General features: G+C 49.7%; 11 protein-coding genes and 1 riboswitch. Of the genes, 10 read left to right on the top strand and 1 reads right to left on the bottom strand.

Annotated elements, in window-relative coordinates; genetic code table 11:
- Positions 1 to 83: 83 nt before the first annotated feature.
- The 4 genes from AC3WRW_RS11885 to AC3WRW_RS11870 are packed head-to-tail and all read left to right on the top strand — an operon-like array spanning position 84 to position 4,148.
- Positions 84 to 1,436 carry a TrkH family potassium uptake protein gene (locus AC3WRW_RS11885; protein WP_492546533.1) on the top strand — a complete coding sequence of 451 codons (1,353 nt, stop codon included), beginning with the start codon at positions 84 to 86 and terminating at the stop codon, positions 1,434 to 1,436.
- Between the two features lie 14 nt (positions 1,437 to 1,450).
- Positions 1,451 to 2,113: a potassium channel family protein gene (locus AC3WRW_RS11880; RefSeq protein ID WP_492546532.1), complete on the top strand. Its 663-nt coding sequence runs from the start codon at positions 1,451 to 1,453 to the stop codon at positions 2,111 to 2,113.
- Entirely contained in the window at positions 2,113 to 3,372 is a 1,260-nt protein-coding gene (locus AC3WRW_RS11875; protein WP_492546531.1) for a cation:proton antiporter, read from the top strand. Before AC3WRW_RS11880 ends, AC3WRW_RS11875 begins: the two co-directional genes overlap by 1 nt.
- A gap of 38 nt (positions 3,373 to 3,410) precedes the next feature.
- Positions 3,411 to 4,148, top strand: a complete 738-nt coding sequence (locus AC3WRW_RS11870) for a response regulator transcription factor (protein ID WP_492546530.1) — start codon at positions 3,411 to 3,413, stop codon at positions 4,146 to 4,148.
- Between the two features lie 13 nt (positions 4,149 to 4,161).
- Here AC3WRW_RS11870 and AC3WRW_RS11865 read toward each other — a convergent pair whose 3' ends face one another.
- Positions 4,162 to 5,058, bottom strand: a complete 897-nt coding sequence (locus AC3WRW_RS11865) for a LysR family transcriptional regulator (protein WP_492546529.1) — start codon at positions 5,056 to 5,058, stop codon at positions 4,162 to 4,164.
- A 286-nt stretch (positions 5,059 to 5,344) separates the two neighbouring features.
- Here AC3WRW_RS11865 and AC3WRW_RS11860 point away from each other — a divergent pair, with 286 nt between their 5' ends.
- The 6 genes from AC3WRW_RS11860 to AC3WRW_RS11835 all read left to right on the top strand — a co-directional run bounded on the left by AC3WRW_RS11860 (position 5,345) and on the right by AC3WRW_RS11835 (position 11,619).
- A complete protein-coding gene (locus tag AC3WRW_RS11860) occupies positions 5,345 to 5,998 on the top strand; it encodes a succinate dehydrogenase cytochrome b558 subunit (RefSeq protein ID WP_492546528.1) in 654 nt (217 codons plus the stop codon).
- Between the two features lie 16 nt (positions 5,999 to 6,014).
- Positions 6,015 to 7,778, top strand: a complete 1,764-nt coding sequence (gene sdhA / locus AC3WRW_RS11855; RefSeq protein ID WP_492546527.1) for a succinate dehydrogenase flavoprotein subunit — start codon at positions 6,015 to 6,017, stop codon at positions 7,776 to 7,778.
- A gap of 2 nt (positions 7,779 to 7,780) precedes the next feature.
- On the top strand, positions 7,781 to 8,545 hold the full coding sequence (gene sdhB, locus AC3WRW_RS11850) for a succinate dehydrogenase iron-sulfur subunit (protein WP_492546526.1): 765 nt from the start codon (positions 7,781 to 7,783) through the stop codon (positions 8,543 to 8,545).
- 221 nt (positions 8,546 to 8,766) lie between these two features.
- Positions 8,767 to 8,871: riboswitch (guanidine-I (ykkC/yxkD leader) on the top strand.
- 65 nt (positions 8,872 to 8,936) lie between these two features.
- On the top strand, positions 8,937 to 9,959 hold the full coding sequence (locus AC3WRW_RS11845; RefSeq protein ID WP_492546525.1) for an ABC transporter substrate-binding protein: 1,023 nt from the start codon (positions 8,937 to 8,939) through the stop codon (positions 9,957 to 9,959).
- A 19-nt stretch (positions 9,960 to 9,978) separates the two neighbouring features.
- Positions 9,979 to 10,800 carry an ABC transporter permease gene (locus tag AC3WRW_RS11840; RefSeq protein WP_492546524.1) on the top strand — a complete coding sequence of 274 codons (822 nt, stop codon included), beginning with the start codon at positions 9,979 to 9,981 and terminating at the stop codon, positions 10,798 to 10,800.
- Positions 10,801 to 11,619, top strand: coding sequence for an ABC transporter ATP-binding protein (locus AC3WRW_RS11835; RefSeq protein ID WP_492546523.1), 819 nt, complete (start codon positions 10,801 to 10,803; stop codon positions 11,617 to 11,619).
- The last annotated feature ends 102 nt before the right edge of the window (positions 11,620 to 11,721 follow it).

Raw genomic sequence — 11,721 nt, 5'->3', positions numbered from 1 at the left:
GACTTCAAGATAACGGGGAAGGCTACCGTTGAGAGCGCTCAAAACATGAGGGCTTGTTTTTTGCACATAGATCAGGAGGCCTTATGAGTAAAAAGTTAAGTATTTGGCAGATGACACCTCCGCAAATTCTAGTTCTCGGATTTGCCGTGATCATTTTTGTCGGAGCGGGGCTTCTCACCCTTCCGCTTGCATCCGCGACAGGCGAGTCCATTCCTTTTATCGATGCGCTTTTTACCGCAACTTCAGCTACCTGCGTGACAGGGCTTGTCGTTGTGGATACCGGAAGCACCTACACGATGTTCGGTCAAATCGTGATCGTCAGCTTAATTCAAGTTGGCGGCTTAGGCTTTATGACCATGGCGACATTGCTGGCTATTATGTTCCGCAAGAAAATTACGCTTAAAGAGCGGTTGGTGCTTCAGGAGGCATTTAATCAAGGGAGTATAGAAGGCATCGTCCGTCTAATCCGCAAAGTTGTCATTTATTCCTTATCCATCGAAGCGATTGCAGCTGTCATTTTCACGATTCGTTGGAGCTTTGATCTCGGTTTTTCTAAAGCGCTGTATTTCGGCATTTGGCATGCGATATCCATGTTTAACAATGCAGGGTTCGATTTATTCGGGACCGTCGACGCTCCTTTCGTTTCCTTCACGGGATATGCGAATGATTTTGTTGTGAACTTCGTGGCGATGGCGTTGATCGTGCTTGGCGGTATCGGATTTGTTGTGATGGCCGATTTGATGGAATTTCGCAAAACGAGAAAGCTGTCCCTGCACTCCAAGGTTGTACTTAGTATGACCGGAACGCTTATCGTAGCAGGAGCACTTATCATTTTTATATTCGAATATACGAATAACAGAACGCTGGGCTCGCTTGATTTGGGCGGCAAAATACTGGCTTCCTTCTTTCAATCGGTTGCGCCGCGGACCGCGGGTCCAAATACGGTGGATATCGGCGCGCTTCGTCAGGCATCCCAATTTTTCATCGTGATTCTCATGTTTATCGGGGCTTCGCCAGGTTCGACAGGGGGCGGTATCAAAACGACGACGTTTACGATCTTGATCGCCGCCATTGTGACGATGATCCGTGGGAAAGAGGACATTGTCATTTTCCGTTATCGGCTGGCGAAGGACCGCATTCTTAAGGCGATTACCTTAACGATGTTGGCCTTGTTTCTAGTCATTACCGTAACCATGCTGCTATCGACGACAGAATCCGCACAGTTATTGAAAATCTTGTTTGAAGTGACCTCCGCTTTCGCGACAGTAGGAATGACGATGGGGCTGACGCCGGATTTAACCACGTTCGGTAAAATTCTCATCAGCTTGACGATGTTTGCCGGGCGGCTAGGCCCGATTACTCTTGCGTATGCGCTGCAGCCGAAACAAGAGAAAGAATTATATAGATACCCAGAGGGTAAAATCACGATTGGATAGGGGAAGCACAAAAGATGAAGAAGAAGCAATATGTAGTTGTCGGACTTGGACGGTTCGGAGCAAGCATTTCCAAAGAGCTCATTAAGCTGGGCAATGAAGTGCTGGGGATTGACAAGGACGAAGAAGCGGTAGACGAGATGAGCCATGAGCTTACGCATGCCGTTGTCGCCGACGCTACGGATGAGGATGTGTTGAAATCGTTGGGCGTGCGCAATTTCGATTGCGCGGTCGTGGCCATTGGGGACGACATTCAATCCAGCATTTTAACAGCCATTGTCCTCAAGGATTTAGGGGTCAAAAAGGTTGTAGCCAAAGCCCTTTCAGAGCTGCATGGGAAAGTTCTGCACAAGCTGGGGGTTGACCGTGTAATTTATCCTGAGCGCGATATGGGGATTCGCGTGGCGCACCAGCTGAATTCACCGAATTTGCTGGACTATATCGAAATTTCCAAAGATTACACCATTGCGGAGCTTTCCGTACCTAAACGGCTGTGCGGGCTAACGATTAAACAACTGGACCCGCGTGCCAAATATGGCTGCAGCGTTGTGGCGGTCAACAAGCAAACGGGGGTTATTATTGCTCCTACGGCAACGGACGTCGTGAACGAGAATGATGTCATGATCATTATCGGGACGAACGATCAAATTGAAGAATTCGAAAGCGAAGTCATTCGATAATGGACAATGCGACTTCCCAACTCGTCGAACACGTGATTTTGCTGCTTGTGCTCATTTTCGGACTTGGGATGTTATTCGGCAAGGCGGCAAACTGGCTGAAACTGCCGGATGTTGCCTTGTTTCTTATGGCCGGCATGATTGCGGGCCAAGCCTTACACTGGATTCATGAACCCAGTGCTTCCTTTACGAATCAATTCATCCTCGTTATCGGTTCCACCCTCATTCTGTTTGACGGGGGACGCAACATCAAGCTCGCCGGTCTGCGCCAAGTCTGGCTGACGGTCGGCATGCTGAGCGTTCCCGGTGTAATCATCACCTGCGGTGTTGTCGCGGCGGCCGCGCATGTCCTGCTGAATTTGCCTTGGCTGTATGCTTTGCTGCTTGGGGCGATTATTGCTTCTACCGATCCGGCGACACTGATCCCGGTGTTTAAGCAGGTCAAGATCCGAGCCAAAGTCAGAGAGACGGTGGAAAGCGAGTCGGCATTCAATGATGCGACAGCTTCCATTTTGACATTTTCCATCATTGCTATCCTTCTAGGTACACGCGAAATTTCCTTGCTTTCAGGCGCCATTGATTTTGTTAAAACAGCACTCGGCGGGCTTTTGCTCGGAGCTGCGATCGGTTACGTTATGACTTTCCTGACCTCTCATTTGAAGCTAGGGATGCTAAAGGACTATGCCACGATTGCGATGATTGTTACATCATTAGGAGCTTACATGGCTGGAGAACTCCTTGGCGTCAGCGGCTTTATGGCAACCTTTACGGCAGGGCTCATCTGGGGGAACGCCGGTACGTTCAAGCTCGATATGGAAGACAAACGGCAAGAAATGGAGCATTTTTCCGAAAATATTACCGTCATCATGCGTATGCTCATTTTCATTCTTCTAGGCAGCCAAGTGAATTTTCCCGTCATTCTCGAACATTTCTGGACGAGCCTCGGTGTCATCTTTGTCTTCATTTTTATTTCGCGACCGCTGACGGTTCTGATCTGTACGTGGCCTGACCGTAAAGCCAAGTGGAAATGGAATGAAATTCTGTTCATGTTCTGGGTTCGCGAAACTGGTGTCATTCCTGCGGCTTTATGCGGGATGGTGGCCGGTATGGGGATCGAGCACAGCGGCCTGATTGCAAGTGTTACTTTTATGGCGGTATTGATTACCATCCTTTTCCAAGCAAGCACAACGGCTTTTGTAGCGAAAAAGCTGGGGCTTGAAGCGAAATCGGACGGGGCGGAAACTCACGGATCCGGTTCGTAGGTCTCAGCGAGAGAATTCGAGGCGAAGGTGGACTCCGAATGTATAAAGTATTGATAATCGAAGATGATCCCATGATCGGCGATATGATTTCCATGTATTTGGGCGAAGAAGGATTTCATGTCATACGGATGGAAACAGGGCAAAAAGGATTGGAAGCGGTCTGGCAGTTTGCTCCTGATGTCATCTTGCTGGACCTTATGCTGCCCGATATGGACGGACTCCAGCTTTGCAAACAAGTTCGGATAACGTCAAGCGTACCCATCATGATTGTTTCCATGAAGAATAAAGTGGTTGAACGGGTAGCTGCTCTGGGTGCGGGGGCGGACGATTATATGTCCAAGCCGTTTAGCATGCATGAAATGAGCGCGCGGGTCCATGCTTTGATCCGTCGTTCCCACTTTTATCACAGAGCAAGTGAAATCAATGGTGTAAACGGGCAGGCGGTTAAGGATGGAAAGCTGGAAACAGCAGGCGAGATGCAGGGGGATATGAACAAGATTTCACTGGATCTTCATACCCGTTCGATCATCGTTCAGGGTCAAGCGGTAGAAACGACCTATTCGGAGTTCGAAATTATGAAATGCTTCCTTAATCATCCCGGCCGTGTTTACAGCCGAGAGGATTTATTGCATACCGTGCGGGGCTTCGACTCTTATGTCACCGATCGCGCCATCGATGTACACATTGCCAATCTCCGCAAGAAAATCGAAGACAATCCCAAAGAACCCAGGCGGATTCGGACGGTCTGGGGAGTCGGTTATAAGTTTATCGATTGAGCGGACCGGCGATTCACCGGCGCTTGGTGAAATAGCTGATCGCCTGTTCGATGAATTTGAGAGATTCCGGGTTGTCTGTCGCCTGATCGGAGTAAATTAGCGATGTTGTGCGTTTGGTCTGCTCTAATTCGGTTAAATAACGCAGAATTAACTCATTATTCTGAATCAAGTCTTCCCGCAAGTACGATTTGGGGAGCAACGTCGCTGTTTTGCAGGTGGAAACGAGCCGGATGATGGCCTCGAAAGAATCGATTTCCATTTGGACATTCGGAAGAATGGTATACCGGTGAAACAGCTCGTCCATCAGGATGCGGTACCACGTGCCCTTGGAGAAGAGGATCATCGGCAGATCGTTCAAATCGTTCATGGTGATTTCATCGCGATCGATAAAAGGGTGTCCCAGCGGAAGCACCAAGCAGAGATGATCATCGAAAAGCGGCTCGCAGTGCAGGCTGGACGCATTAATTTGAGATGCGACGATGCCGATGTCGACTTTATGCTCTTTGACCATCGTGACGATTTCATGCGTTTTGCCCGTTAGCAGTTTAATTTCTGTGAGCGGGTAGACCTGCAGGTAATCGGTAATGAGATCGGGCAAAGTCGCCTGCAGGGTTGTCAAGCTGGCGCCTATCGTGATGGAAGAGTGGGTGCCTGCTGCTTTGTACAGCTGGAGGGTCTGCTTAAATTTACGTTCCAGATGACGAAGCTCCAGCGCGTGGTCGTAGCAGATTTGTCCTGCTTTGGTCAGCTCAAGGCGCTTCCCTTTGCGGATGAACAGCTCCACGCCCAGCTCCTCTTCCAGCTTCATGATTTTGCGCGAAAGAGCGGGCTGCGAGATATTTAATAGTTGAGAGGCTTTGTTAAGGCTAACTTGCTCGACGACAACAGCGAAAACATCCAAGAGTTCCATGTTTGTTCAGCTCCGCATTCAAATTTATATGCAAAAAAGTTATAAGTATATATAAAAAAACGGCACTTCCATTATAAGCGTGAAAGAGGTACGATGTACATGTCACTTTTTATTCACAATTATTGGACGGCAGTGTATATTCGCTTACTACTTAGGCGTAAAATAGGCGTGGATGAATATGGGTTGACGCTCGTTTGCGGCGAGAGTAGAATGGTATGTGGCTTGTTTTGTCAGAACATGTCGGATTGTTTAATGAAATTTTGTTGAGGGGGGAATTGGTTACATTATGGGTAATTCGTATTACTTTCGAAAGATCCACTCATTGCTTGGTGTAATTCCTGTCGGCTTCTTCCTTATTGAGCATTTGCTCACTAACTATGAAGCAACGAAGGGTCCTCAGGCATTTGTGGATCAAATTAACTGGTTGAACGGTCTGCCTTTGGTCCTGCTGATGGAAATCGTGGGAATTTGGCTTCCGCTTCTTTATCATGCCGTTTATGGACTGTATGTGGCCTATCAAGCACGTAATAACGTTTCAAACTACAGCTATTTCCGCAACCAAATGTTTATGCTTCAACGGGTAACCGGCGTTATTACGTTCCTGTTCGTAGCTTGGCATTTGTTCGAGACTCGTTTGCAGGTTGCTCTTGGCAACGTATCGCACGAGAATCTCGGTATGACCATGCATGACATCGCAACGAATCCAGTCATGTTCACGGTTTATGTCATTGGTATCGTTTCCGCGACATTCCACTTCTGCAACGGCTTATGGTCGTTCCTTGTCAGCTGGGGGATTACGGTTGGACCGCGTGCGCAGCGCTACTCCTCCATTATTTGGATGGTATTGTTCGTGGTGATGTCCGTGATGTTTATTATGTCTTTGACTGCATTTACAGATACGCAATTTCAAGTTCCGGTAGAAGCGCATTCGGGGCATTAAGGGAGGGTGAACAGAAGTGGCTAATTCGAAAATCATCGTCGTCGGCGGAGGCCTTGCGGGACTCATGGCGACAATTAAAGCAGCGGAGGCCGGAGTTCACGTACAATTGTTCTCCTTGGTTCCTGTGAAACGTTCCCACTCCGTGTGTGCGCAAGGCGGCATTAACGGTGCGGTGAATACAAAAGGTGAAGGTGACTCCACATGGGAGCACTTTGACGATACAGTATACGGTGGAGATTTCTTAGCGAATCAACCGCCAGTTAAAGCATTATGCGATGCCGCTCCAGGCATCATTCACTTGATGGACCGTATGGGCGTTATGTTCAACCGTACGCCAGAGGGTCTTCTGGACTTCCGCCGTTTCGGCGGTACCAAATATCACCGTACGGCGTTCGCAGGCGCAACGACAGGGCAGCAGCTTCTGTACGCACTTGACGAGCAAGTACGCCGCTGGGAAACAGCCGGTCTCGTAACGAAGTTCGAGCATTGGGAATTCCTCGGTTCCGTACTGGATGACGAAAATGTTTGCCGTGGTATTGCGGCACAGGATCTGCGCAGCATGGAGATCCAAACGTTCCCGGCTGACGCTGTAATTTTGGCGACTGGCGGTCCTGGTATCATTTTCGGTAAAACAACGAACTCGGTTATCAACACAGGTACGGCAGCGAGCGCCGTATACCAACAAGGTGTAAGATACGCGAACGGTGAAATGATTCAAATTCACCCGACCGCGATTCCCGGCGATGACAAGCTTCGCTTGATGTCCGAGTCTGCACGCGGTGAAGGCGGCCGTATTTGGACGTACAAAGACGGTAAGCCTTGGTACTTCCTTGAAGAGAAATATCCGGCGTACGGAAACTTGGTGCCTCGTGATATTGCAACGCGTGAAATTTTCTCCGTTTGTATCGATCAGAAGCTTGGTATTAACGGCGAAAACATGGTTTACCTCGACCTTTCCCATAAAGATCCGAAAGAGCTGGATATCAAGCTTGGCGGTATCATGGAAATTTACGAGAAATTCATGGGCGACGATCCGCGTAAAATCCCAATGAAGATTTTCCCTGCGGTTCACTACTCCATGGGCGGTATGTGGGTTGACTACAACATGATGACGAACATTCCGGGCTTGTTCGCTGCAGGCGAGTGTGAGTATCAGCATCACGGTGCGAACCGTCTGGGCGCGAACTCCCTTGTTTCGGCTATCTATGACGGGATGGTTTCCGGTCCTAAAGCGGTTGAGTACATTCGCGGCTTAGAGAAGCATGCGGACGATACCTCCTCGATCGTCTTCGATCGCGAGAAGAAACGTCACCAAGACCGCTATGAGAGCTTGCTCAAAATGAACAGCGGTACAGAAAATGCTTATGTTCTGCATAAAGAGCTGGGCGACATGATGAATGCCAACATGACGGTTGTTCGTTACAATGATCGTCTTGAAGATACAATCAGCAGAATCAAGGATATGAAAGAAAGATACAACAACATCAACATTACGGATACAGCTCGTTGGAACAACCAAGGGGTAGCGTTCACACGCCAACTCTGGAACATGTTCGAGCTTGCTGAAGCGATGACGGTTGGCGCCTTGATGCGTAACGAGAGCCGCGGCGCGCACTACAAGCCTGAATTCCCGGAACGCGACGATGATAACTTCATGAAAACGACAATTGCCGATTGGACGCCGGACGGCCCGAAAATCAGCTATGAAGACATTGATGTATCTTTGATTGCACCGCGGAAGCGTGATTACTCCACGGAGAAGAAAAAGGGAGGACATTAATCATGGCTGAGACACTAAGCGCACAAAAAACCGTGAAGTTTATCGTGACTCGTCAAGAGAGTCCGGATTCTAAGCCTTATACCGAGGAATTCGAAGTTCCTTATCGTCCCAATATGAACGTCATCAGCGGTTTGATGGAAGTGCAGCGTAATCCAAAGAACGCGCGCGGCGACAAAACAACGCCGGTTTGTTGGGAATCCAACTGTCTGGAGGAAGTGTGCGGAGCTTGCTCCATGGTCATTAACGGCAAGCCGCGCCAAGCATGTTCGGCTCTGATCGATAAGCTGGAGCAGCCGGTTCGCGTAGCCCCAATGAGCACGTTCCCGGTTATGCGTGACCTTGTCATCGACCGTGGACGCATGTTCAACGCTTTGAAGAAAGTTAAAGCGTGGGTTCCGATTGACGGAACGTATGATCTTGGTCCAGGTCCGCGTATGGCGGAGTCGAAGCGTCAATGGGCATACGAACTGTCCAAATGTATGACTTGCGGCGTATGTCTCGAAGCTTGTCCGAACGTGAATGACAAGAACTCCTTCATCGGACCTTCCGCGCTTTCCCAAGTTCGGTTGTTCAATGCTCACCCGACAGGTGAAATGAACAAAGAGGAACGTCTGGATGCGCTTATGACCGATGGCGGTATCGAAGGCTGCGGCAACTCGCAGAACTGCGTACGCTCCTGTCCGAAAGGCATTCCGCTGACGACTTCCATCGCAGCTTTGAATGCAGACACAACCAAACATTTGTTCAAGAAATGGTTAGGCGTGTAATATGAATAAAGCCCGATTCCCTGAGCGACAGGGGATCGGGCTTTTTGCCTTTGTAAGGGGCTAAAATGCTGGAGGTATTGTAAGTCGGAGGATATGTAATATTTTATTACACGAAGTAGAGATTTGGCAATGAAATATTTTTTGTGTCATGTATATTGACATGTGAATAGGATCTGAGTATGATAAAGACAAATGCAAGAGCAAGTAAACAACCTCATAGCAAACTTGTTTTCTAGGGTTCCGCGGCAGATGAAGGCTGTCGGTCTGGTCCAAGAGAAGACACACGGCGGTTGCCGTGCACACGGAGGGATAAAAGCCCGGGAGGATATCAGCATATGATATCGTTCCGGGTTTTTCTTTTTACCAATGTAAAGGGAGAGGGAGAAGCGGAATGAGACAAAGAATGGTATTGCTGATGGTGGCGTTGTTACTCGGTTTTACGGTTGTGAGCGGATGCTCGGGCAAGGGGGCAACAAGCACGGGAGCCGGCGGAACAGATCAGCCGATCAAATTGGCGCTCAGTCCATGGCCGGGATGGTTTGTTTGGTATTTGGTTAAGGAGAAGGGGTTCTTCGAGAAAAATGGCGTAAAGGTTGATCTCGTTTGGTTCCCGGTGTACAGCGATTCGTTGTCTGCGCTTGCCTCAGGCAAAGTCGACGCGAACAGCCAAACCTTAAGCGATACGCTCGCGCCTGCGAGCAAAGGGATTCCACTCAAGGCCGTGCTGGTGAACGATAACTCCAACGGCGGAGACGGTGTCGTCGTAAAACCTAACATTAATTCCTTGCAGGAATTGAAAGGCAAGAAGGTGGCGACGGAGCTGGGGACGGTCGATCATCTGCTCATGCTTACTGCACTGGAGAAGGCAGGGCTTGCTGAGAAAGATGTTTCTTACACGAATATGACGGTTAACGATGCAGGACCGGCCTTCATTTCAGGCAGTCTGGACGGAGCGGTGTTATGGGAGCCATTCCTAAGCAAAGCGATTCAGGAAGGCAAAGGCAAGCTGCTGTTTTCCTCCAAGGATACGCCGGGACTCATTCCCGATCTGCTCGTTTTTAAAGAAGAAATTACGAAAAACCGCCCCGAAGATGTGAAAAAAATTCTCCATGCCTGGTTCGACGCGTTGGATTATTGGAAGGCCAATCCGGAGGAGTCCTTGCAAATCATGGCGAAAGCGGCAGAGACACCTGTAGATGAGTATAAAGCCGGGGTCGACAGCGTGAAAATTTTCCAACTGGAAGACAATGTGAAAGCTTTCCAAAAAGGCGACACCTACAGTTCGCTGCATTTCACTTCACAGAAAACGGCCGAGTTCTTGAAAGGCTTGGAGATGCTGACCACGATTCCGAAAGCGGAAAGCTTCCTGGACGGGCATTTTGTCGAAGAAGTGATGAAGGAGCGTAAGAAATAACAGATGAATGAGGTGCTCTATGGAGACAACTTTGAAAAAAAGGCGCAGATCCGCGTTGTTTGCCATTCGGGGCGACATCAACCGCAGAACGTATATATCGGGGACTGTACTCATTATTGTGTTGGCGGTTGCCGTCTGGAGTGTGCTGAGTTATGGCAATTTTGTTAATCGAACGTTTTTGCCGACACCGGATGTCGTGCTTCGTCAATTTGCCATTCAGCTGCAGAACTCTGTCTTCTGGCATCATGTCGGGATGAGCATTTTTCGGGTAGGGGCGGGCTTCCTGCTGGCGTGTTTGCTTGGCATTCCGCTGGGAATTCTGGCGGGGACATTCCGGTTTGCGGAAGCGCTGCTCGTTCCTCCGACCGAATTTATCCGCTATATGCCGGCAACTGCGTTCATTCCGCTTATTATGGTATGGGCAGGTATTGGGGAATGGGCGAAGGTGATCGTCATCTTCATCGGCTGCTTCTTTCAGCTCATGCTGATGGTGGCGGACAATACGCGATCGGTATCGGGCGATTTGCTGCAAACCTCGTACACACTGGGCGCGAATCGCTGGCAAGCGATTGAAAAAGTGCTGATCCCCGCGCTGCTGCCGGATTTGATGAACACTCTGCGACTCATTATCGGTTGGGCATGGACGTATCTTGTCGTAGCCGAGCTGGTTGCGGCGAGCAGCGGGCTGGGGTTCTCCATCATGAAGGCGCAGCGGTTTCTGAATACCGATCAGATTTTCGTGGGCATCATCGCAATCGGCTTGCTCGGTCTGATGACGGACCGTACGTTTGCTTACTGTCACCGCAGATTTTTCCCATGGCTGGAAGGAGGAAGACGCTAAATGATGCATGCACAACACGCCCTGTCCAGCGAGCCGGTGAATGAGAACGACACGACCGTAAGCAAAATTAAGGCTGAGAATGTATCGAAAGTGTACAGCAGCAAGAAGTCGCAGTTTGTTGCGCTCGACCGCGTGTCCTTCCATGTCGATGCTCATGAATTCGTTAGCTTCGTCGGTCCGTCGGGCTGCGGCAAGTCATCGCTCTTGCGAATTATTGCAGGATTAGAAACGATGACGAGCGGCTCCCTCACCCTCTCAGGGCATGAGATCGACGGTCCCGGCGCGGATCGCGGAATGGTGTTCCAGTCCTACACGTTGTTTCCATGGCTATCCGTGAGGGAGAACATTGAGTTCGGCCTTACGCTGAAAGGAGTGCCCTTGTTCGAGAAAAGGGCCATCGCCGATCATTTCATGGAGCTTGTCGGCTTGCGCAAGTTCGCCAAATCGCTTCCGAAGGAGCTCTCCGGCGGGATGAAGCAGCGTGTCGCCATTGCGAGGGCGCTGGCGAACAACCCGGAAGTGCTGCTGATGGATGAACCGTTCGGGGCGCTTGATCCGCAGACGAAGAATGCGATGCAGGAGCTGCTGCTGCGCATTTGGGAGAAGGAGAAGACGACGGTTGTCTTCATTACGCACGATATCGAAGAAGCGATCTTCCTGTCTGAGCGGGTGTATGTGATGCAGGCCCATCCGGGCACGATCCGCAAAGAAATCGTGATTCCTCGTGGACTGCGGGAAGTGGAAGATGTGAAGGATTCGGCAGCTTTCCATAAGTTGAAAAAGCAGATCATCTCCCTGATTGGACATCAGGAGGAATAAACCGGAGCTTGGCCGTGTTGACGGCTAAGCTTTTTTTGATGCTGCTGGACATTCTCTGGAAAATTTACTTTTACTGTTCCAATTGACGAATGATTGGCTTTA

The sequence above is a fragment of the Paenibacillus sp. FW126-R14 genome (assembly GCF_058789495.1).
This window is presented reverse-complemented; position numbering and strand designations above follow the sequence as displayed.

Excerpts from the sequence above, each read along its gene's own strand:
- AC3WRW_RS11885 (WP_492546533.1), top strand. The coding sequence starts at position 84 with ATGAGTAAAAAGTTAAGTATTTGGCAGATGACACCTCCGCAAATTCTA.
- AC3WRW_RS11880 (WP_492546532.1), top strand. The coding sequence starts at position 1,451 with ATGAAGAAGAAGCAATATGTAGTTGTCGGACTTGGACGGTTCGGAGCA.
- AC3WRW_RS11875 (WP_492546531.1), top strand. The coding sequence starts at position 2,113 with ATGGACAATGCGACTTCCCAACTCGTCGAACACGTGATTTTGCTGCTT.
- AC3WRW_RS11870 (WP_492546530.1), top strand. The coding sequence starts at position 3,411 with ATGTATAAAGTATTGATAATCGAAGATGATCCCATGATCGGCGATATG.
- AC3WRW_RS11865 (WP_492546529.1), bottom strand. The coding sequence starts at position 5,058 with ATGGAACTCTTGGATGTTTTCGCTGTTGTCGTCGAGCAAGTTAGCCTT.
- AC3WRW_RS11860 (WP_492546528.1), top strand. The coding sequence starts at position 5,345 with ATGGGTAATTCGTATTACTTTCGAAAGATCCACTCATTGCTTGGTGTA.
- sdhB (WP_492546526.1), top strand. The coding sequence starts at position 7,781 with ATGGCTGAGACACTAAGCGCACAAAAAACCGTGAAGTTTATCGTGACT.
- AC3WRW_RS11845 (WP_492546525.1), top strand. The coding sequence starts at position 8,937 with ATGAGACAAAGAATGGTATTGCTGATGGTGGCGTTGTTACTCGGTTTT.
- AC3WRW_RS11840 (WP_492546524.1), top strand. The coding sequence starts at position 9,979 with ATGGAGACAACTTTGAAAAAAAGGCGCAGATCCGCGTTGTTTGCCATT.
- AC3WRW_RS11835 (WP_492546523.1), top strand. The coding sequence starts at position 10,801 with ATGATGCATGCACAACACGCCCTGTCCAGCGAGCCGGTGAATGAGAAC.